The organism is Streptomyces sp. WM6378 (genome assembly GCF_001279695.1).
Lineage (GTDB): Bacteria > Actinomycetota > Actinomycetes > Streptomycetales > Streptomycetaceae > Streptomyces.
In genome coordinates, this window is sequence record NZ_LGDD01000318.1 from 1 (window position 1) to 18,380 (window position 18,380).

At 71.7% G+C, this 18,380-nt stretch carries 20 protein-coding genes and 1 pseudogene; 11 read left to right on the top strand and 10 right to left on the bottom strand.

Annotated features, from left to right (window positions below):
- Window positions 1-410: 410 nt before the first annotated feature.
- Together ADK54_RS32705 and ADK54_RS32710 are read left to right on the top strand one after the other, a co-directional pair.
- Entirely contained in the window at window positions 411-1,145 is a 735-nt protein-coding gene (locus tag ADK54_RS32705) for a 4'-phosphopantetheinyl transferase family protein (RefSeq protein WP_234392291.1), read from the top strand.
- Between the two features lie 159 nt (window positions 1,146-1,304).
- The gene (locus ADK54_RS32710) at window positions 1,305-1,679 is read left to right on the top strand and encodes a chorismate mutase (RefSeq protein WP_078966802.1); all 375 of its coding nucleotides are present in this window, start codon (window positions 1,305-1,307) and stop codon (window positions 1,677-1,679) included.
- A 73-nt stretch (window positions 1,680-1,752) separates the two neighbouring features.
- Here the strand turns inward: ADK54_RS32710 and msrB are convergent, their stop codons facing one another.
- The 4 genes from msrB to ADK54_RS32730 all read right to left on the bottom strand — a co-directional run bounded on the left by msrB (window position 1,753) and on the right by ADK54_RS32730 (window position 5,069).
- On the bottom strand, window positions 1,753-2,154 hold the full coding sequence (gene msrB / locus ADK54_RS32715) for a peptide-methionine (R)-S-oxide reductase MsrB (RefSeq protein WP_053729414.1): 402 nt from the start codon (window positions 2,152-2,154) through the stop codon (window positions 1,753-1,755).
- Between the two features lie 19 nt (window positions 2,155-2,173).
- Window positions 2,174-3,568: a UDP-N-acetylmuramate--L-alanine ligase gene (gene murC, locus ADK54_RS32720; protein ID WP_053729415.1), complete on the bottom strand. Its 1,395-nt coding sequence runs from the start codon at window positions 3,566-3,568 to the stop codon at window positions 2,174-2,176.
- A 97-nt stretch (window positions 3,569-3,665) separates the two neighbouring features.
- Complete coding sequence (locus ADK54_RS32725) at window positions 3,666-4,133, bottom strand: indole-3-glycerol phosphate synthase (RefSeq protein WP_078966803.1); 468 nt, start codon at window positions 4,131-4,133, stop codon at window positions 3,666-3,668.
- Window positions 4,134-4,286: 153 nt separating this feature from the next.
- Window positions 4,287-5,069 carry a pyrimidine reductase family protein gene (locus ADK54_RS32730; RefSeq protein WP_199827078.1) on the bottom strand — a complete coding sequence of 261 codons (783 nt, stop codon included), beginning with the start codon at window positions 5,067-5,069 and terminating at the stop codon, window positions 4,287-4,289.
- Here ADK54_RS32730 and zapE point away from each other — a divergent pair.
- Window positions 5,068-6,174 carry a cell division protein ZapE gene (gene zapE, locus ADK54_RS32735; RefSeq protein ID WP_053729418.1) on the top strand — a complete coding sequence of 369 codons (1,107 nt, stop codon included), beginning with the start codon at window positions 5,068-5,070 and terminating at the stop codon, window positions 6,172-6,174. The genes ADK54_RS32730 and zapE overlap by 2 nt on opposite strands.
- Window positions 6,175-6,240: 66 nt before the next feature.
- A complete protein-coding gene (locus tag ADK54_RS32740; RefSeq protein WP_053729419.1) occupies window positions 6,241-6,666 on the top strand; it encodes an OsmC family protein in 426 nt (141 codons plus the stop codon).
- Between the two features lie 147 nt (window positions 6,667-6,813).
- Here ADK54_RS32740 and ADK54_RS32745 read toward each other — a convergent pair whose 3' ends face one another.
- Window positions 6,814-7,581, bottom strand: a complete 768-nt coding sequence (locus ADK54_RS32745; RefSeq protein WP_053729420.1) for a hypothetical protein — start codon at window positions 7,579-7,581, stop codon at window positions 6,814-6,816.
- A gap of 230 nt (window positions 7,582-7,811) precedes the next feature.
- Between ADK54_RS32745 and ADK54_RS32750 the strand changes: the two genes are divergently transcribed.
- Entirely contained in the window at window positions 7,812-8,675 is an 864-nt protein-coding gene (locus ADK54_RS32750) for a polysaccharide deacetylase family protein (protein ID WP_078966804.1), read from the top strand.
- A 25-nt stretch (window positions 8,676-8,700) separates the two neighbouring features.
- Here the strand turns inward: ADK54_RS32750 and ADK54_RS32755 are convergent, their stop codons facing one another.
- The 4 genes from ADK54_RS32755 to ADK54_RS32770 are packed head-to-tail and all read right to left on the bottom strand — an operon-like array spanning window position 8,701 to window position 11,142.
- Complete coding sequence (locus tag ADK54_RS32755) at window positions 8,701-8,901, bottom strand: hypothetical protein (protein WP_053729422.1); 201 nt, start codon at window positions 8,899-8,901, stop codon at window positions 8,701-8,703.
- 32 nt (window positions 8,902-8,933) lie between these two features.
- Complete coding sequence (locus ADK54_RS46925; protein ID WP_053729423.1) at window positions 8,934-9,602, bottom strand: hypothetical protein; 669 nt, start codon at window positions 9,600-9,602, stop codon at window positions 8,934-8,936.
- The gene (locus ADK54_RS46930) at window positions 9,599-10,450 is read right to left on the bottom strand and encodes an ATP-binding cassette domain-containing protein (RefSeq protein ID WP_234392292.1); all 852 of its coding nucleotides are present in this window, start codon (window positions 10,448-10,450) and stop codon (window positions 9,599-9,601) included. Before ADK54_RS46930 ends, ADK54_RS46925 begins: the two co-directional genes overlap by 4 nt.
- Before the next feature lie 14 nt (window positions 10,451-10,464).
- Window positions 10,465-11,142 carry an AIM24 family protein gene (locus tag ADK54_RS32770; RefSeq protein WP_053729424.1) on the bottom strand — a complete coding sequence of 226 codons (678 nt, stop codon included), beginning with the start codon at window positions 11,140-11,142 and terminating at the stop codon, window positions 10,465-10,467.
- A gap of 70 nt (window positions 11,143-11,212) precedes the next feature.
- Here ADK54_RS32770 and ADK54_RS32775 point away from each other — a divergent pair, with 70 nt between their 5' ends.
- From ADK54_RS32775 to ADK54_RS32800, 6 genes and pseudogenes are all read left to right on the top strand, one after another.
- Window positions 11,213-11,941, top strand: a complete 729-nt coding sequence (locus ADK54_RS32775; RefSeq protein WP_053729425.1) for a peptidyl-tRNA hydrolase — start codon at window positions 11,213-11,215, stop codon at window positions 11,939-11,941.
- Window positions 11,942-12,110: 169 nt separating this feature from the next.
- Window positions 12,111-12,704: pseudogene (locus ADK54_RS32780) on the top strand (DUF4142 domain-containing protein); the annotation flags it as partial.
- 96 nt (window positions 12,705-12,800) lie between these two features.
- Window positions 12,801-14,087, top strand: a complete 1,287-nt coding sequence (locus ADK54_RS32785; protein ID WP_053729426.1) for a DUF692 domain-containing protein — start codon at window positions 12,801-12,803, stop codon at window positions 14,085-14,087.
- Window positions 14,088-14,286: 199 nt separating this feature from the next.
- Entirely contained in the window at window positions 14,287-15,066 is a 780-nt protein-coding gene (locus tag ADK54_RS32790) for a DUF4142 domain-containing protein (RefSeq protein WP_053729427.1), read from the top strand.
- A 74-nt stretch (window positions 15,067-15,140) separates the two neighbouring features.
- Window positions 15,141-15,899 carry a TIGR04222 domain-containing membrane protein gene (locus ADK54_RS32795; protein WP_053729450.1) on the top strand — a complete coding sequence of 253 codons (759 nt, stop codon included), beginning with the start codon at window positions 15,141-15,143 and terminating at the stop codon, window positions 15,897-15,899.
- Window positions 15,900-16,005: 106 nt separating this feature from the next.
- Window positions 16,006-17,598: an alpha/beta hydrolase gene (locus ADK54_RS32800; protein ID WP_053729428.1), complete on the top strand. Its 1,593-nt coding sequence runs from the start codon at window positions 16,006-16,008 to the stop codon at window positions 17,596-17,598.
- Between the two features lie 63 nt (window positions 17,599-17,661).
- On the opposite strand, the gene hemQ is transcribed toward ADK54_RS32800, so the two are convergent.
- Window positions 17,662-18,378, bottom strand: coding sequence for a hydrogen peroxide-dependent heme synthase (gene hemQ / locus ADK54_RS32805; protein WP_053729429.1), 717 nt, complete (start codon window positions 18,376-18,378; stop codon window positions 17,662-17,664).
- Between the last annotated feature and the right edge of the window lie 2 nt (window positions 18,379-18,380).

Consider the following 18,380-nt stretch of genomic DNA (forward strand, 5'->3'; position numbering starts at 1 on the left):
GTTCTCAAGGAACGGACGCTTCCTTCGTACTCACCCTCTCGGGCTTTCCTCCGGGCGCTTCCCTTCGGTATTTCGTGTTCCCGACTCTATCAGACTCTTCCGTGTCCGATTCCCCGTCGGGGCGGGGTTTGTCTTTCCGGCTGTTGGGCCGTTCCGACGTCCCGAACTCTAGCGGATTTCCCCGGCCGATTCATAATCGAGTCTTCCGGTCCGACCGGAAATAGAATTCGGCATGCCGAATTCACCCCGGGCGGGAGATCGTGCTGAGTTGGGTGCCGCAGAATCTGCGGCGGACGGTTGCTGCAGAACCGTTCCGGCTCCGTGGCAACTCGAAGGACCTTACGGCTCTGCCGGTCCCGCGTCAACTTGGGCGTCAACCCGGCGCCGTCCAGGGGCGGTAGCGTTCCTCCGTGACCTTGATCCTCGAACCCGACACCGCCGTCGCGCACGCCTGGTGGTGGCGTACCGGAGACGGCCCCATAGATCCGGCCGACCTGGCCCTGCTCAGCAAGGACGAGCGCGACCGCGCCGCGCGGTTCGTGCACGTGGGCGCGAAGGTGGGTTACGTCGCCGGACGTGCCGCGAGCCGGCGGATCCTCTCGGAGCTCCTCGATGTGCCGCCCGCAGAGATAGGCCTCGGCCGCAGGCCATGCCCGGGGTGCGGTGATCCGCTGCACGGGCCGCCCGCCGTGCTGCACCCTCAGTCCCCTCTGTGGATCAGCATTTCGCACACCGACGGCTGCGGCATGCTCGCCGTGGCCCGCGTCCCGGTGGGGGTGGACGTGGAAGTCGTACGTGAATTCCCGATCGAGGAGCTCGCGCCGTCCACGCTGACCGCGTCCGAGCGCCACGTCGTGCTCGGCACCCCCGAAGGGGATGCCCGCACTCAGGCCTTCCTGCGCTGCTGGACGCGTAAGGAAGCCGTGCTCAAGGCGGTCGGCGTCGGGATCACCACCGACCTGACCTCCGTCGAGACCCGGCCGGAGAGCTCCGGCCCGGCCGTCGTGGCCGCCGGGGTGCCCGGCACTCCCGAGTCCTGGGCCGTGACCGACCTCGCCGTGCCCAGCACCTGGGCCGCGGCCATCTCCGTACCCGAGGAAGGACACGGCGGCCACCTCGAAGTCCGCCTCCACGAGCACGCCTGAGCGTCGCCACCGCCGGGCCCCGCCGCCTCAGGAGGACCTCCTGACGCAGGGGTTCTGGTGCTGAACTGTCCTGTTTCATCCGGCGAGTTCATCCGACCAGCACGCCATCACTTGATAGGCGTTGAGGCATGGAAAACGACCCGTTGCCCGGCGCCTTCCATGGCTGACCTTCCCGTACCGGCATCCGCATCAGGCCGGCCGTCCCGCACGTCAACTGCCCTGCCCCACGAGGAGAGCACCATGACCCTGCAGACACTGCCGACCAGCGACAAGGCCACCACGGAAGCCGCCATCGCGGACCTCAGAAGCTCCATCGACGTGCTCGACGCCGAGATCCTCGCCCTCCTGGAGCGCCGCCGCGAACTGTCCGAGGCCGTTCAGGAGGTCCGGATCGCGGCGGGCGGGCGGCGTACCGAGTTCAGCCGCGAGAACGTGATCATCAAGCGGTACGCCGACCGGTTCGGGCGACCGGGCGGCGCCATCGCGATGAAGCTCCTCGAAATCTGCCGGGGCACCATCAAAGTGAGCCGGTAGAGGAACCAGCAGAGGAAGGCGAAGGGGCCGGGACGGACTCGGTGTCCGTCCCGGCCCCTTCCGGGTTTCTGCCCTACTTCTCGGTCAGCCGCAGCGAGATGCTGTTGATGCAGTACCGCTGGTCCGTCGGGGTCGGGTAGCCCTCGCCCTCGAAGACGTGGCCCAGGTGGGAGCCGCAGCGGGCGCAGCGGACCTCGGTGCGGACCATTCCGTGCGTGCGGTCCTCGATCAGTTCGACCGCGTCGGTGTCCTTCGGGTCGAAGAAGCTCGGCCAGCCGCAGTGCGACTCGAACTTCTCGCCGGAGGTGAAGAGCTCGGCCCCGCAGGCGCGGCAGGAGTACACGCCCTCCGTCTTGGTGTCGGTGTACTCACCGACGAAGGCGGGCTCCGTGCCGGCCTGGCGCAGCACCTGGTACTCGGCGGGCGTCAGCTCCGCGCGCCACTGCTGGTCCGGCTTCTCGACGTCGTACGACATGGGGTGCTCCTCGGTCGGATCAGTTCGACAGGCGGGCCAGGATGGCCGGGCCGAGGTCCGTCACGTCGCCCGCGCCCATGGTGAGAACGAGATCGCCGGGGGCTGCCATTCCCGCGACGACGTCGGGGACGGCCGACTTGTCGTGGACGGCGGTGACCGTGGCGCCGGCCGCCTTGGCCGCGTCGATGATCAGCGCGCTGGTGACGCCGGGGACCGGGTCCTCGCGGGCCGGGTAGATGTCGAGGACGACGGAGAGGTCGGCCAGCGCCAGGGCCTCGCCCATCTCCTTGCCGAGCTCCTGGGTGCGCGAGAACAGGTGGGGCTGGAAGACGACCAGGAGGCGGGAGTCGGCTGCCGCGCCCCGCATTGCCTCCAGGTCCGCGGTCATCTCGGTGGGGTGGTGCGCGTACGAGTCGATGACCTGGACGCCCTTGGCCTCGCCCTTGAGCTGGAGGCGGCGCTTGACGCCGGTGTACTTGCCGAGCGCGGAGGCCAGGTTGTGCGCCGGGATGCCGAGCGCGACGCCGGCGGCGAGCGCGGCGACCGCGTTGTGCGCGTAGTGGCGGCCGGGGACCGAGACGGTGAAGGTCAGGAACTTGCCGTTCAGGAGGACGGTCACCTCGGAGGTGAGGCCGCGCGGGGTGACCTTGTGGACGCGTACGTCCGCCGTCTCCGACTCGCCGTACGTGACGACCTTCAGCGAGGACAGGTCGCGGACGCGCTGGGTGAGCTCCACCGCGCCGGGCTGGTCGGCGGCGATCACCAGGGTGCCGCCGGGCCTGACCTTGCCGACGAAGGTCTCGAAGGAGTCGTAGATCTCGTCCATCGAGGCGTAGTTGGCGTGGTGGTCGAGCTCGACGTTGAGGACGATGGCGACCTCGGGGTCGTACTTCTGGAAGCTGCGGTCGCTCTCGTCGGCCTCGGCCACGAAGATGTCGCCCTCGCCGTGCCGAGCGTTGGTGCCGGGCCCTTCGAGGTCGCCGCCGATGGCGTACGAGGGGTCCAGGCCCAGCTCGGTCAGGGCGACGGCCAGCATCGAGGTGGTGGTCGTCTTGCCGTGGGTGCCGGCCACGGCGATGGCGCGCAGGCCGCCCATGAGCGAGGCGAGCGCGTCGGAGCGGTGCACGACGGGCACGGACAGCTCGGCGGCGCGGGCCAGCTCGGGGTTGTCGGCGCGGATGGCGCTGGAGACGACCACGCAGGTGGCGTCGTCAGCGAGGTGCTTGGCCGCGTGGCCGATGTGCACGGTGGCGCCGAGCGCCCGGAGCGCCTCTGCAGTGGCGGACTCCTTCGCGTCGCTGCCCGCGACCTCGGCGCCGCGCTGGGCCAGGATCTTCGCGATGCCCGACATGCCGGCACCGCCGATGCCGATGAAGTGCGGCCGTTCCATGGCGGTGGGAATGGCGGATGCCATGCGGTTCTCTCCCGGGGTGCGACGTACAGAAGGAGCCCCCACCCTAATTCCTGCGGGGGCTCCGGCCGCGACACGGCTCCGGACGGGGCGTGCGGGGCTACTCGCTGTGGGCGAAGAGCTTCAGGACGGGGACGCCGACCTTGTGGCGGGCCCTCGATGCCCAGTCCCGATGGAAGAACTCCTCCACGTAGTGCGGGGCGGTCAGGACGATCACCTCGTCGGCGTTCACCTCGTCGACCACGCCCTTCAGCTTGTCCAGGGGGTGGTCGTCGACGATGTGGCCCACGGCCGTACTGCCGGCGTCCCGCAGCGACTGCACCGAGTGCTGGAGCGCCAGTTCGGCGGGGCCCTGCGCGGCCGGGCCCTCCGGTTCCTCACCTTCGTGAACGGCTTCGTCGAGTTCGCCGAGCGCCACGTCGTCGATCGCGCGCAGCAGCCGGTCCTGGTCGCCCCTGGGCTGCATGAGCACGACGAAGGAAGTCGGCTCGTCCCCGTGCAGAGTGGTGACGAATTCCACGTCGACGGAGGTCAGGGGCTTCTCGATCATCAATACGCTCGTGAACACGACAGGCGCCCTTCTGTTCTCTCCATGGCCGCCGCCACCACGAAGTGGCGGGTACGGCCCCTGCGGAAACCATCCTTCCCCGTGCCCGCACGGGGTCTGCGTGAGTAAGTGTGCCCAGCGTGAGCTAACCGGAACGGCAAATTCCGCCGATTGTCAGATCCGACGGTAACGCGTGTAGAGGAACCCGGCGTCCTCCAGGACGGACGTCGGCGCGAACCGCTGGGGAACCTTCACCGCGGGTCCGCCGGCGATGCGCTGCGCGTCGCCCGCGGTCAGTGTCGGGGACACCGTCAGGCACAGCTCGTCGAGCACCCCGGCGGCCACGAACTGGCCGAGCAGCCGCGGCCCGCCCTCGGTGAGGAGCCGCAGCAGGCCCCGGTCGGCAAGGGCCCGCACCGCCCATTCGGGCTCGACGCCGGGGCCGTCGCCCGCGACCACCACCTCGGCGCCCGCCCGCTCGGCCGTCCGGACCCGGTCGGGGTCGGCGGCCGCCCCGGTCAGGATCAGGGTCGGGACAAGGGGCGAGGTGAAGAGGGGGAGGGAGAAGTCGAGGTCGAGGCTGGCGGTGACGACGGCGATCACGGGGGCGGGGCCCTGCCCGGCCGCCTTGCGGCGCTCGGCGAACCCGGCCCGCGCCCGGGCCGGCCGGTACCCCTCCAGGCGTACCGTTTCCGCACCCACCACCACCGCGTCCGCGAGGGCCCGCAGGGTGCCGAAGATCCGCATGTCGGTGTCCGAGGACAGCGGCTGGGAGCGGCCTTCGTGCTGGCCCGCGCCGTCCAGCGAGGACACCATGTTGGCCCGCAGCCAGGGGCCGTCCGTACGGGGATAGGCGTAGGCGTCGGCCAGCCGGTCGAGCGACCACTCTGCGCTTTCTGCCTGCTCGGCGCCCTCGGCGCCCGGTGTCTGGTCGGTCACAGGGAACAGTTGTCGCATGCCGTGCAGTCTGGCACGGCCCTTACAGTTAGGAACTGTGTCGACCAGCCCCATAACCGAAGCGGCCCCGGTGTCGCTCTGCGCCCGCGCGCCGCATGTCCCCGCCGATCGTCTGGTCGCCGAGATGGTGCCGCCGCCGCGGTTCGACTCGGTCCGCTTCGAGACGTACGTACCGGACCCGAACCAGCCGAGCCAGAGCGAGGCGGTCACCGTCCTCTCCTCCTTCGCCGCGGGGCTCGGCGGAGCGCATGCCGTCGGTGCCAGGCGCCGGTGGTTCGCGAAGAAGCCGGCCGTCGCGACGGGGCCGCGCGGGGTGTACCTCGACGGCGGTTACGGCGTCGGCAAGACCCATCTGCTCGCCTCGCTGTGGCACGCCACTCCGGCCGAGCCCGCGCTCAAGGCGTTCGGCACCTTCGTCGAGCTGACGAACCTGGTGGGCGCCCTCGGCTTCCAGCAGACCGTGCAGACGCTGAGCGGCCACCGGCTGCTCTGCATCGACGAGTTCGAGCTCGACGACCCGGGCGACACCGTGCTCGTGTCCTCGCTGCTCCGCAAGCTCGTCGAAAACGGCGTGGCGCTCGCCGCGACCTCCAACACGCTGCCCGGCAAGCTCGGCGAGGGGCGGTTCGCGGCGGTCGACTTCCTGCGCGAGATCCAGGGCCTCTCGGCGCACTTCCGCCCGCTCAGGATCGACGGCGAGGACTACCGTCACCGGGGGCTGCCCGAGGCTCCGGCCCCGTACTCCGACGAGCAGGTCACCAAGGCGGCGTACGCCACCGAGGGCGCGGCGCTCGACGACTTCCCGCAGTTGCTCGACCACCTCTCGCGCGTCCACCCCAGCCGGTACGGCGCGCTGACGGACGGGGTGCGCGCGGTCTGCCTGACCGATGTGCGCCCGGTGCCCGACCAGTCGACCGCGCTGCGGCTCGTGGTGCTCGCCGACCGGTTGTACGACCGCGAGGTGCCGGTGCTCGCCTCGGGCGTGCCCTTCGACCGGCTGTTCAGTGACGAGATGCTGAACGGCGGCTACCGCAAGAAGTACTTCCGGGCGATCTCCCGCCTGACCGCGCTCGCCCGCGACGCGAAGGGCCTTGTGGCGCAGTAGGTTTGGGGCCGAGGGGGCCGAAGCTGCATCCGTCCGTGGCTCCCTCGGCCACAGAAGGGAATCACCATGGCCACCACGCGCACGGCGCACACGGTCTGGGAAGGCGAGCTCATCAAGGGCTCCGGCACCGTCACGTTCGACTCCTCGGGCATCGCGTCCCAGGCCGTCTCCTGGCCGTCCCGCGCCGAGCAGGCCAACGGCAAGACCAGCCCGGAGGAGCTCATCGCGGGCGCCCACTCCAGCTGCTTCTCGATGGCGCTTTCGCACGGTCTGACGGGCGCGGGCACCCCGCCCACCCGCCTGGAGACCAAGGCCGACGTCACCTTCCAGCCCGGCGAGGGCATCACCGGCATCCACCTGACCGTGCGCGGCGAGGTCCCCGGCCTCGACGCGGACGCCTTCCAGGCGGCCGCCGAGGACGCCAAGAAGAACTGCCCGGTGAGCCAGGCCCTTTCGGGGACCACCATCACGCTCACCGCCGAGCTGGCCTGAGGCTGCCGCCGGCGGTCATGCCGGACGCCGTTCCCTCGCCTCTCGCGGTCGAGGGAACGGACCGGGCCCGAGGGGGCGACTTCATCGGGCCTGGGGGAGGGACGAGCTCAAGGAAACCGCCCGGACGGGTGAACGTCTCGTCGGGGTTCAGGACGTGCCGCTCATCAGGCCCGAGATGTCGACCGTCTCGGCGGCGGGCGGGGTGGCGGTCGGCACCGGCCGGTCGAAGCCGTCGAACCGCACGGTCGCGTCGGGCGCCGCGCTGCCCTTGGCGACGGTGATCCGCACCGGGTAGGACTTGCCGGTCGCCGCGACGTCGAGCGTGTAGGTGCGGCCCTGCTCGGTGGCCGTGACGGGGATGACCGCGATGCCGTCGACCGTGGTCGGCCTGCCCTTGGTGAGGCCGGTGGCCGGCATCTTGGCGGAGGTGTCGAGGTACTTCTGGAAGGTGTCGAGGTCGCACACGCCGGTCGTGTCCCGAAGGACCGGGTCGTTGGTGGTGCCCTTGAGGTACCGGTTGCCGACGAGCGAGGCCAGCGCGCTGCCGCCGCCCGGGACCTCGTTCTTCCAGAACGCGGCGTCCGGCTTCATCCAGACGTCCGCGCCCCGCTTCACTATCTCGACCGAGCCCTGCGGGCCGAGGCTCACCGAACCGCGGCAGTTCCCGGACCGGTCGAGCGTGAGGTCGAACGAGGTCGGGGAGCCGGGCGTGGCCAGGTCGCCCGTGGCCATGACGTGCAGGGATTTCGCGCCGAGCAGGGCTTCGTGGGAGCGCTGGGAGATCTGCTGGGCGGTGAGCGAGCCGGTGTCGTCCGCGTGGGCGACGGCCGCGCCCGCGAGGGAGAGGAGAGCGGCCGAGCAGAGAGCGGCCGAGCAGAGTGCCGCCGAGCAGGTGGCCGTACGGAATCCGGACACGTCGCCTCCCTGGGGCCTTGAACCGCGCCTTGCCCCCGGAGGGGCCGGTTCGGGCGTGTGATCCGTATGCAACGAGCGTAGTCCGCCGGGGCGGATCGGTCGCGTTGCGAGGCTGGGGGCCGGGATTCCCGGCGGTGCCCGGACTCCCGCTGTGCGGCATTGGCCGGAATCTCCGGGGCGGCGGGAGCGGCGCAAACAAATACGCCGATACGATCGGATACGTTCCGTTTATGACCATTACTGCACGAAAACTGCTCGCGATTGCCCTGCTCGGTGCCTCGCTCGCAGGCTGCGGCTCCGATCCCGCCACGGCCCCGCGCAAGGACAAGTCCGCTCCCTCCGCCCCGGCGCCCGCGGCCGCCCCCGGGACCGTGAGCGCTCCCACCATGGCGCCCGGCCCCGGCGGGATCACCCCGGTCTTCGACCGTGCGCCCAAGAACCCCCGGGGCGAGAAGGTCGTCGCGCTGACCTTCGACGCCGACATGACGGCCGACCAGGGGCCGCGCGCGGCGGGCGGCGAGCACTTCGACAACCCCGCGCTGATCGCCGATCTGAAGCGCATGAAGGTGCCGGCCACGGTGTTCATGACCGGGCGGTGGGCCAAGGAGTACCCGGCCGAGGCCCGCGCCATCGGGACCGACCCCAACTTCGAGATCGGCAACCACTCCTACAGCCACTACGCGTTCAAGGCCGACTGCTACGGGCTTCCCGTCGTCCCGAAGGACCGCACGCGAGCCGACGTGGAGAAGGCGACGGCCCAGTTCAAGAAGGCCGGGGTGCAGAACGCCGTGCCGTACTTCCGCTTCCCCGGCGGCTGCTACGACGACGAGGTGCTGCGCACGCTCGCCCCGCTGAAGATGACCGCCGTCCAGTGGGACGTGGTGAGCGGGGACGCCTTCGCCAAGGACGCGAACGCGGTGGCCGAACAGGTCCTGGCCGGGGTCCAGCCGGGCTCGCTGGTGGTCATGCACTGCACGCGCAGCGCGGCGCCGGTCACCGACGCGGCCCTCCAGCGCATCGTGCCGGAGCTGCGCAAGCGCGGCTACCGCTTCGTGAAGGTCTCCGACCTGATCCGAAGCGCCGCACAGCACTGAGAACCTCGCGGCACCGAGCCGCCGGTCAGCCGGAGCAGGCCATGCGCTGGGCCTCCTGCCACTCGCAGACCGGGCACAGCGTGCTGCCCTTGGTCGACTCCGGGTACTCGGTCGGCCTGCGGCACAGCACGCACTCGGCGAAGGGGCCACCGTCCACCGGAGCGGGTGCGGCGGCCTTCACGGGCGCGCCTTCGCAGTACGTCGTGTCGTCGCGCGTCTCGTCCATGCCGTCGAGCCTAATCGGGTACGGGGGCGGGCTCAGCGGCGTCGCGAGCTGAGCGCGCAGACCCCGGCCGCTGCCGCCCCAGCGAGCACGATCGCGGCGGCCAGCGGCAGCACCGCCAGGTGTACGGCTCCGGTCCGCGAGCCGCTGACCAGGCCGAACACCGCGTACCGCGCGGGTGAGGGCGCGAGCACCAGGGCGAGCAGCGCGGCCAGTGCGGTGAGCGAGAGGGACCAGCCCCTGCCGTGCAACAACGGACGGCTGCCCAGGGCGCCGACCACCGCGCCGGTCAGCACGCAGACCGCGGCGGCCAGCAGTCCCGCCGCCGTCGCGGCACCCAGCGGCACCGCGACCTTGTGGTCCCCGCTCGCGGGATCGCTCACGGCGGCAACGTACGCCGTGCCGACCAGACCGAGCAGGGTCGCCGAGCCCGTCGCCGCCAGCAGGGACGCGAGGTGCACCCGGGCCGGGCCGGCCGCCGCGGCGGCGCAGGTGCGGGCCGCCTCCGGCTCCTGGGTGACGCAGATCCGCACGAGCCAGGCCGCGACCGGCAGCAGCCCGGCGGCCGCGTACCCCATGGAGTCGAGCACCGGCTCTCCTGCCTGCACCCCGATGCCCATGAAGGCGGCGTACACCAGGACCGGACCCAGCCAGCGCTGGGAACGCAGGAGCAGCGCGCTCTGGTAGCGGACGAGCGGGATCACTGGCTGCGCACTCCTTGGATGTGCCAGGGCGGACGGGCCGCGAGCAGGGCGCGCAGCAGGTCGTCGGAGTGGGCGGCGGCCACCCGCAGGGTGCGGGATCCGTCGGGGGCCACCAACTCCTCGGGAGCACCGGGCAGTTGGGCCGGGAGCGGGGCGGTTCCGACCACGTCGATGAGGAGCGTCGGGCCCACATGGTTGCGACCCACATGGCCTCCACTCACATGGCTCCGGCCCACGCTGTTCAGCGGCACGGGTGTGAGGGCCGCGCCCGTCACCGCGTACCGCGCGTCCTCCTCGCCGGACAGCCGCTTCGGGTCGTGGTCGACGAAGACGACCGTCGCGCCCGCCGCCACGCGTTCGTGCACCGCGCCGTCGAGTTCGGCGCGGGCCTCGGTGTCGAGGCCGGTCCATGCCTCGTCCAGGACGAGCAGTTCGGGGTCGGCGAGCAGGGCTTGGGCCACGGCGACCTTCTGGCTGGTGCCCTTGGAGAGTTCGGCGAGCGGGGTGCCCGCGTGCGCGGCCGCGCCGAACCGCTCAAGCCACCGCGCCGCCCGCTCCCCCGCCGTCCGGCGCGGCAGGCCGTGGATGCGACCGAGGTGCGTCAGATAGCCGACGGCCGTGAACGGCAGGGCCGCCGGGAAGCGTTCGGGTACGTACGCGGTGCGCGGGCGGCCGGTGACGCGGCCCTCGGTCGGCGCGTCGATGCCGGCGAGGAGCCTCAACAGGGTTGATTTTCCCGTGCCGTTGACGCCTTCGACCCGGACCAGGGCGCCTGCGGGCAGGTCCAGGTCGATGCCGCGCAGGACCCAGGGGCCGCCGATGGAGTACCGGCGGCCCACACCTCGCAGTGCGCGTGCGGTGCTCAGTGCTGCTGCGCCTTCTGCGGCGTCGCCTCGCTCGGCCGGACGATGACGTAACCCTCGCCCTGGAGCATCAGCTGGACGGCCTCGCCGGAGCCGCCGCGCAGCATCGAGCCGATGGACTGCGAACGGTGCAGGGAGGTCTGGAGGTTCGCGCTCCAGCCGACCACCGCGTCGGTGTCGACGTACACCGGCAGCTGCGGGGAGACCGGGATGACCAGCGGGTTGCCCTCGCAGACCAGGCCGAGGCGGCCGTAGCCGCTGAAGACGCTGTTGAAGAGGCCGCCGCCGGCGATGCCGGAGCCCTTGACCGTCTTGATCTCGTAACTGAGCGAGGAGTCGAAGCACAGCACGTTGCGACCGTTGATCGTGAGGGCGTCGCCCTGCTCGATGTCGACGATGAAGCAGTTCTGCGCCTCGTGCGCGAACCAGGCCTCGCCCTGGCCGCTGACCGCCATCAGGGGCAGGCCCTCGCCGGTCACCGCGCGCTTGAGCATGCCGCCGATGCCCTGGCCGCGGCGCTCGAACTGGAGGGTGCCGCGGTAAGCGATCATCGCGCCCTGGCGCGCGAGCATCTCGCCATTGACGGCGTACTTGATCGACTTGGCGTTCTCCAGCGTCATTCCGGCGGCGGTCGCCGGCTGGGCCATGTTCTCTTTGGCAAAAAGGTCGCTCTTCATGCGCGCATCCTGTCCCGGAACGATTCATTCCGCCAAGAATCACCGGTTCGGCGGCTGGCAGACTGGTGGAGTGAGCACTCAGGACACCCCTTCCGCCAGCCCCTTCCACGACGAATCCCCGCGCGACGAGGCGCCGCAGTTCGTGCTGCCGCTCGTCGTGCGCATCGAGAAGGCCGATCCCCCGGCGCGTACCGACGCCCTTGAGACGGCGGCCCGCGCGGTGCTCGTGATGCTCTCCGACGAGCGGTCCCTGGGCGAGGGCGACGACGAGGGCGAGTGGGCGCGGGTCATGCGCGACTGGCAGGACGCCCGGATCCGCAAGGTGGTGCGGCGGGCCCGCGGCGCGGAGTGGCGCAAGGCCTCGGCGCTGGACGGCATCACGGTGACCGGGAAGGCGGCGGAGGTGCGCGTCTTCCCGCCGGTCCCGCTGGACGGCTGGCCCAAGGAGCTGGCCAAGCTCCAGGTGTCGGGGACGGACCTGGACGACCCGGCGGATCCCGGCGCCCCCGACCCGCTCGCGCCGGTCCTCTGGCTCAACCCGGACCTCGGCATGTCCGCCGGCAAGGCCATGGCGCAGGCCGGGCACGGCGCCCAACTCGCCTGGTGGGAGCTGTCGGACGCGGACCGCAAGGCCTGGCGCGAGGCGGGCTTCGCCCTCTCGGTGCGCACCGCGAACCCGGCCGCGTGGCGCGAACTGACCCTCAGCGGGCTCCCGGTGGTCCGCGACGCGGGGTTCACGGAGATCGCCCCCGGCTCGTGCACGGTCGTCGCGGACCACCCGGCCCTGCGAGCGGGCTGAGGCACGCCTCCGGCGGGGCCCCGCTCGCTGCATTCCCCCTTCCACTCCCCTGAACGCAACACCCGCCCCATACGTACCTCCCGGTACCGCCGAGTAGCGCTCGCGCTCTCAACTGGCCGTCCCGGGAGGCATCTTGTCGCGTGGAATAGTTCGTTCCGGTCGTTTTGCCCTGCGTCGCGTCAATGGCACGGGGCTGCTCATCGCGGTGCTCGTGGCCACGCTCGGCGCGCTCGCCTTTCCCGTCTGGTCGTACGCCGACCGGGCCGGGACCCCGCAGGCCAACCTCAACTCCTCGTCCACGCCGACCCCTTGGGGCCCACTGTCCGCGACCGACCGGGAGTTCGTCACCAAGGTGCGGCTCGCCGGGCTCTGGGAGGGGCCGGCCGGGCAGCAGGCGCAGCAGCGGGCGCCGAGCGCGGCGATCAAGGCGGCTGGGGACCATCTCGTCATGGGGCACGCGGCCCTCGACCAGCACGACCGCGACGTCGCGGCCAAGCTCGGCATCGAGCTGCCGAGCCAGCCCAACGCCCAGCAGCAGGGGTGGCTGCGCCAGCTGACGGCGGACACCGGCATCGCCTACGAGCGGGACTTCGCGAACCTCCTGCGCGCCGCCCACGGCAAGGTGTTCGCACTGGTCGCCCAGGTCCGCGCGACCACCCGCAACTCGCTCGTACGGGACCTGGCGACGGACGCCAACAACACGGTGCTCGACCACATGACGATGCTGGAGGCCACCGGCCTGGTCGACTTCGACGCGCTGGCCACCCCGAGCTGAGCACAGGGACCGGCAACCTCAAATCAAGCTCTGAACGTGCCCCGCGCGGGATTCACCGACGGGGCGCCGGGCCATGACCTGTCCATGAAGCATGTGGGCATCGGCATCGGCTGGCGGCCTGAGATCGCTCGGGCGGTGGAGGGTTTCGACGGCATCGACTGGGTCGAGGCGGTCGCGGAGAACTTCTGCCCCGGCCACCTCCCCGACTCGCTGGTACGGCTGCGCGAGCGCGGCGTCACCGTCGTGCCGCACGGGGTCTCGCTCGGCCTCGGCGGCGCCGAGCCGCCGGACGCGGGCCGCCTCGCGGATCTGGCGGCCCGGGCCGAGGCGCTCGGCGCCCCGCTCGTCACCGAGCACATCGCGTTCGTCCGGGCGGGCGGCGCGCTGACCGCCTCGCCGCACCTGGAGGCGGGCCACCTCCTGCCGGTGCCGCGCACCCGGGACGCCCTGCGCGTCCTGTGCGAGAACGTCCGCATCGCGCAGGACGCACTGCCCGTGCCGCTCGCCCTGGAGAACATCGCGGCCCTGATCGACTGGCCCGACGAGGAGTTGACGGAGGGTCAGTTCCTGGCGGAGCTCGTCGAGCGCACGGGCGTCGGACTGCTCATCGACGTGGCCAACCTCCACACGAACCGGGTGAACCGCGGCGAGGACCCCGCGAAGGTCCTCGCCGAGCTGCCCCTGGAGGCGATCGCGTACGTCCATGTCGCGGGCGGCGTCGAGCGCGACGGGGTGTGGCACGACACCCACGCCCACCCCGTGTCCCGGCCGGTCCTCGACATCCTCGCCGAACTGGCCTCGCAGGTGGCCTTGCCGGGCGTGCTCCTGGAGCGGGACGAGGCGTTTCCGCCGGCGACGGAGCTGGCCGGTGAGCTCGACGCGATCCGGGCCGCCCTGCGGGCTCCGGAACCGCCAAGCGTGCCCTCCGCCCCCATGGAGCCCAGGACCCACAGCGCTCCCGCGGACATCGGCCGCTCGCGCGAGCGGCTCGCTCTCGTCCAGACGGCCCTGCTCTCCTCGCTCACCGCGGGCACGCCCGCGCCCGCCGGGTTCGACGGGCCGCGCCTTGGCGTGCAGGCCCGGGCGCTCGCGGCCAAGCGGGCCGATGTGGTGACCAAGGTGGCGCCCGAGCTGCCGCGGATCCTCGGGGACGGATACCGGGAGGCGTTCGCGGCGTACGCCAAGTCCCGTCCCATGCGGGGTGGTTACCGCCAGGACGCCCTCGACTTCGCCCGTTTCCTGCTCGACGCGGGGCGGCCCGCCGACGCGAACGCCCGCCGCGCGCTCGCGCGCTGGTGGAAGGAGCGGGCCGGCGCCAGGCCACCGGGCCGGGCGGCGCGGCTGCTCCGCACGCTCACCCGAGCGGCCTGAGCCGGGGCGCCTCGGGCGGCACCGCCGCACCCTCGGGCAACACCGCGCAACCGGTCAACGTACCTCGTACGTACGGGAGTTGAGCGGAACTCCCGTACCACGTGACGACCCCCACACCATCCGGCCACCTATTTCACGAAACCACCTCCGGGATCAGCGGAACCCGCACTACCGTGCGGCACCGCACCAGGAGGCATCCATGCGTCGCTTGTTGTCCGGTACCGGGCTCGTCGTCATCGCGCTTGCCGCGACCCTGCTCGCGCTGCTCTTCCCCGTCTGGTCGTACGCCGACCGCTCCGGCACGCCGCTCGCCGATCTCAACGCCGGTACGGTGGCGACCCGCTGGGGCCCGCTGTCCGCCGCCGACCGGGACTTCGTGGTCCGGGTGCGGCTGGCCGGGCTCTGGGAGGGGCCGGCCGGCCAGCAGGCCATCGAGCGGGACCCCAGCGCCGCGGTCAAGGCGGCCGGGCAGCATCTCGTCGACGGGCACGCCTTCCTCGACGCCCGGGTCCGCGAGGTCGCCGCCGACCTAGGCATGGAGCTGCCGGACCAGCCCAACGCCCAGCAGCAGGGCTGGCTGCGCCAGTTGACGGCGGACACCGGCATCACGTACGAGCGGGACTTCGCGAACCTCCTGCGCGCCGCCCACGGCAAGGTGTTCGCGCTGGTCGCGCAGATCCGGGCCAACACCCGCAACTCGCTGGTGCGCGGGCTCGCCGACGACGCGAACACGACCGTCCTGGACCACATCAAGATGCTGGAGGCGACCGGGTTCGTCGACTTCGACGCGCTCGCGCGGGGCGCCGCGACCGCGAGCCCCACCGGGCCGCCGCCACCCACGCCCGGGGCCACCTTGACGAGCCCGGTCCCCCTCACGCCCCCGCCCTCCGACAGCGCTTCGCCGTCGTTCCCGCTGCCGCCGGCCGCCTCGCGCCCGAAGGACGAGGCGTCACCGGAGCCCGCCTCCCACACTCCGTAACGAAGCGATAACCCGACGTCCAAATTGTGGACAGGCTGTGGCGGCGAAGCGTCAACTTCACATACAACTCGGCCATGTTCTGGGTCCTCTTCCTTCTGCCGGCAATCGTCGCGGCCGGGTTGTCCTGTGGCCGCCTGTGTCTCGCGGCCGTCGCCGCGGCCCGCCCCCAACCGAGGCCGGACGGGGAGCGGGGCCTGTCCTGTTACGAGGCCGCGTTCCTGGCGGGCGGCCCCTACCGGGTCGCCGACCTCACCCTCGTCTCCATGCACCGCGCCCGCCGACTGCTGCTCGCGCACACCGGCTGGGCCACCGTCGTCGACCCCGAGGGCCGCGACGAACTGGAGCGGTCCGTCCTCACCGCGATCGGGTCGGGCGGCCAGGAGCGGATAGCGGTGATACGGGCGGGCGCGGCCGCGGCCGACGCGGTGCGCTCGCTCGCCGACCGGCTCGCCGGGGCCGGCCTCGCCGTCCCGGACGCCGTGCGGTCCGGGGTCAGCTCCTCGGTGCGGGCGGTGCGCAGCGCCACCCTGCTGATCTCCGTGCTCGCCGTCAGTGCGCTGCTCATGCCGGGCGAAGGCGACACCGGGCGGGGCGAGATCGCCGCCTGGTTCGCACTCCCCCTCGTCCTCACGCTCGGCTGCCTCGCCATCGCCCGGGTGGAGATCCATCCGTACACCCGCTGGGCCTCACCCGACGGCCAGCGGCTGCTCGGCGGGCTCGACCCGGCGGGCGATCCGCTCACCGCGGTCGCGGTGCGCGGCCTGCGGGCGGTGGACGATCCCCAACTGCGCAGCGCCCTGACGAGCGGCCGCTTCGCGCATCGGGGTCAATGACCGCACCCCGCACGGCCCCGCTGCTTTACTTCACCCCGTGTGAAGTAGTCCCTTTTGATCTGTATGTACTTCTTTAGTACCGCAGCATGAAAGGGATGCACCGGCGATGAGAGCTGTAGCGCTGTACGGAACCCTGGGTTCCCTCGTCCTTTCCGCCCTCGTCGCCGCGCCCGCGGGCAGCGCCGACCCGCTGACCGCCGAGGCCCGGGGCGTGGCCGTGGCCGCCCAGCGCGCGGCCGCGGCCCCGATGCACTTCGGCCGCTGCCCGCAGGCCGAGTCGCTGCCCGCCTCGGTCCAGTGCGGCACCGTCGAGGTCCCGCTCGACTACGCCCAGCCGACGGGGCGTCAGATCGCCCTCACCGTCAGCCGGGTCAGGGCCAAGGGCGCCGGGCGGCAGGGCGCCCTGGTGTTCAACCCGGGCGGGCCCGGCGCCTCCAGCATGTACTTCCCGATGGTCGCCCAACTCGCCGGCTGGAAACGCATCGCCGGGGCGTACGACCTGGTCGGCTACGCCCCGCGCGGGGTGGCCCGCTCGGCGCCGCTGTCCTGCCAGGACCCGGCCGACTTCGCCAAGGCCCCGACCGAGTCGCCCTCGTACCCCTCGGAGTCGTACAAGAAGGAGCGGATCGCACAGGCCCAGGCGTACGCACAGGGCTGTGCGCGCAACGCCGGGGACGCGCTGCGCTTCTACACCAGCATCAACAACGCGCGTGACCTGGACGTGCTGCGGGCCGCGCTCGGCGAGAAGAAGCTGACCTTCATGGGCGCCTCGTACGGCACCTACTTCGGGGCGGTGTACGCGACGCTGTTCCCCTCGCACATCCGCCGGATGGTCTTCGACTCGGTGGTCGACCCGGATCCCCAGCAGATCTGGTACCGCAACAACCTCGACCAGTCGCTGGCCTTCGAGAGCCGCTGGAAGGACTTCCGCACCTGGGTCGCCAAGCACGACGCGGTCTACCACCTGGGCGGCACAGCCGCCGAAGTGCTGGAGAGCTACGAGAAGGTGCGGGCCGCGCTGACTCGCGAACCGGCCGGCGGCAAGGTGGGGCCCGCGCAGTTGCAGGCGGCGATCCTCAAGGCCGGGTACTACGACGACTACTGGTCGAGCCGGGCGACCGCCCTGTCGGAGTACCTCAAGGGCAATCCGAAGCCGCTGATCGAACAGGCCGCGCCCAAGCCGGAGTCGGCGCACGACGACGAGAACGGCAACGCCGTGTACACGGCAGTGGAGTGCAACGACGCCGCGTGGCCGACGGACTTCGCCACGTGGGACCGCGACAACAGCAAGCTCGCCACGCTCGCGCCGTTCGAGACGTGGGACAACGCGTGGATGAACCTGCCGTGCGCCTACTGGCCCGCCCCGCAGCAGAAGGCGGTGGACGTACGGGCCGAGGAAGGGGCGCTGCCGCCGACGCTGATCCTGGCGGCCGAGCGGGACGCGGCGACGCCGTACCACGGGGCGCTGGAACTCCAGCAGCGGCTGCCGGGCTCCGTACTCGTCACGGAGAAGGACGCCGGCACGCACGGCATCGCGGGCGGCGCCAACGGGTGCGTGAACGGCTATGTGGAGGACTATCTGCTGAACGGTCGGACGCCGGTGCGGCGCGCATCGTGCGCGCCGCACCCGGAGCCGAACCCGGTGTCGCTGGACGAGCGGACAGCCGGCAGGCCGGGGCATGTGTTGCCCGCTCTCTGATCTTCCGGGTCAGGGGTGACCGGGGTCCGCTCGCGTGGCGCGGCCCCCGGTCACCTGGTCTTGCTAGGCCAGTGAGGCCACGAGGTCGGCCACGCTCTTGCGGCGCCCGGTGTAGAACGGCACCTCTTCGCGGACGTGCATGCGGGCCTCGGAGGCGCGCAGGTGACGCATCAGGTCGACGATGCGGTGCAGCTCGTCGGCCTCGAAGGCGAGCAGCCACTCGTAGTCGCCGAGCGAGAACGAGGCGACCGTGTTGGCCCGCACGTCCGGGAAGCCGCGGGCCATCTTGCCGTGGTCGGCGAGCATGCGGCGGCGGTCCTCGTCGGGCAGCAGGTACCAGTCGTAGCTGCGCACGAACGGGTACACCGACACGTAGTCGCGGGCGTGCTCGTCGGCGAGGAACGCCGGGATGTGCGCCTTGTTGAACTCGGCGGGCCGGTGCAGCGCCATGTTCGACCACACCGGTTCGAGCGCGCGGCCCAGCTTGGTGCGGCGGAACAGGTTGTACGCGCTCTGGAGCTCGTCGGAGGTCTCCGCGTGCCACCAGATCATGACGTCGGCGTCCGCGCGCAGACCCGACAGGTCGTAGGTGCCGCGGACGGTGATGTCCTTGGCGGCGAGCTGGTCGAACAGCTCCTGGACCTCGTCGGCGTAACCCGACCGGTCCTCAGGGAGTACGTCGCGCAGCTTGAAGACAGACCACAGGGTGTAGCGGATGACCTCGTTGAGGTCCTTCGCCTTCTTCCCCGCGTTGGGAATCTTTTCCGGAGCAGCACTCATGT

What these genes read in the sequence shown, in the direction of transcription:
- ADK54_RS32750 (WP_078966804.1), top strand. Translation starts at nt 7,812, where the DNA reads ATGACCATTACTGCACGAAAACTGCTCGCGATTGCCCTGCTCGGTGCC.
- ADK54_RS32800 (WP_053729428.1), top strand. Translation starts at nt 16,006, where the DNA reads ATGAGAGCTGTAGCGCTGTACGGAACCCTGGGTTCCCTCGTCCTTTCC.
- zapE (WP_053729418.1), top strand. Translation starts at nt 5,068, where the DNA reads ATGCCGTGCAGTCTGGCACGGCCCTTACAGTTAGGAACTGTGTCGACC.
- ADK54_RS32740 (WP_053729419.1), top strand. Translation starts at nt 6,241, where the DNA reads ATGGCCACCACGCGCACGGCGCACACGGTCTGGGAAGGCGAGCTCATC.
- ADK54_RS32710 (WP_078966802.1), top strand. Translation starts at nt 1,305, where the DNA reads ATGGCTGACCTTCCCGTACCGGCATCCGCATCAGGCCGGCCGTCCCGC.
- ADK54_RS32755 (WP_053729422.1), bottom strand. Translation starts at nt 8,901, where the DNA reads ATGGACGAGACGCGCGACGACACGACGTACTGCGAAGGCGCGCCCGTG.
- murC (WP_053729415.1), bottom strand. Translation starts at nt 3,568, where the DNA reads ATGGCATCCGCCATTCCCACCGCCATGGAACGGCCGCACTTCATCGGC.
- ADK54_RS32790 (WP_053729427.1), top strand. Translation starts at nt 14,287, where the DNA reads ATGCGTCGCTTGTTGTCCGGTACCGGGCTCGTCGTCATCGCGCTTGCC.
- ADK54_RS32770 (WP_053729424.1), bottom strand. Translation starts at nt 11,142, where the DNA reads ATGAAGAGCGACCTTTTTGCCAAAGAGAACATGGCCCAGCCGGCGACC.
- ADK54_RS32785 (WP_053729426.1), top strand. Translation starts at nt 12,801, where the DNA reads ATGAAGCATGTGGGCATCGGCATCGGCTGGCGGCCTGAGATCGCTCGG.
- ADK54_RS32730 (WP_199827078.1), bottom strand. Translation starts at nt 5,069, where the DNA reads ATGCGACAACTGTTCCCTGTGACCGACCAGACACCGGGCGCCGAGGGC.
- ADK54_RS32795 (WP_053729450.1), top strand. Translation starts at nt 15,141, where the DNA reads ATGTTCTGGGTCCTCTTCCTTCTGCCGGCAATCGTCGCGGCCGGGTTG.
- msrB (WP_053729414.1), bottom strand. Translation starts at nt 2,154, where the DNA reads ATGTCGTACGACGTCGAGAAGCCGGACCAGCAGTGGCGCGCGGAGCTG.
- hemQ (WP_053729429.1), bottom strand. Translation starts at nt 18,378, where the DNA reads ATGAGTGCTGCTCCGGAAAAGATTCCCAACGCGGGGAAGAAGGCGAAG.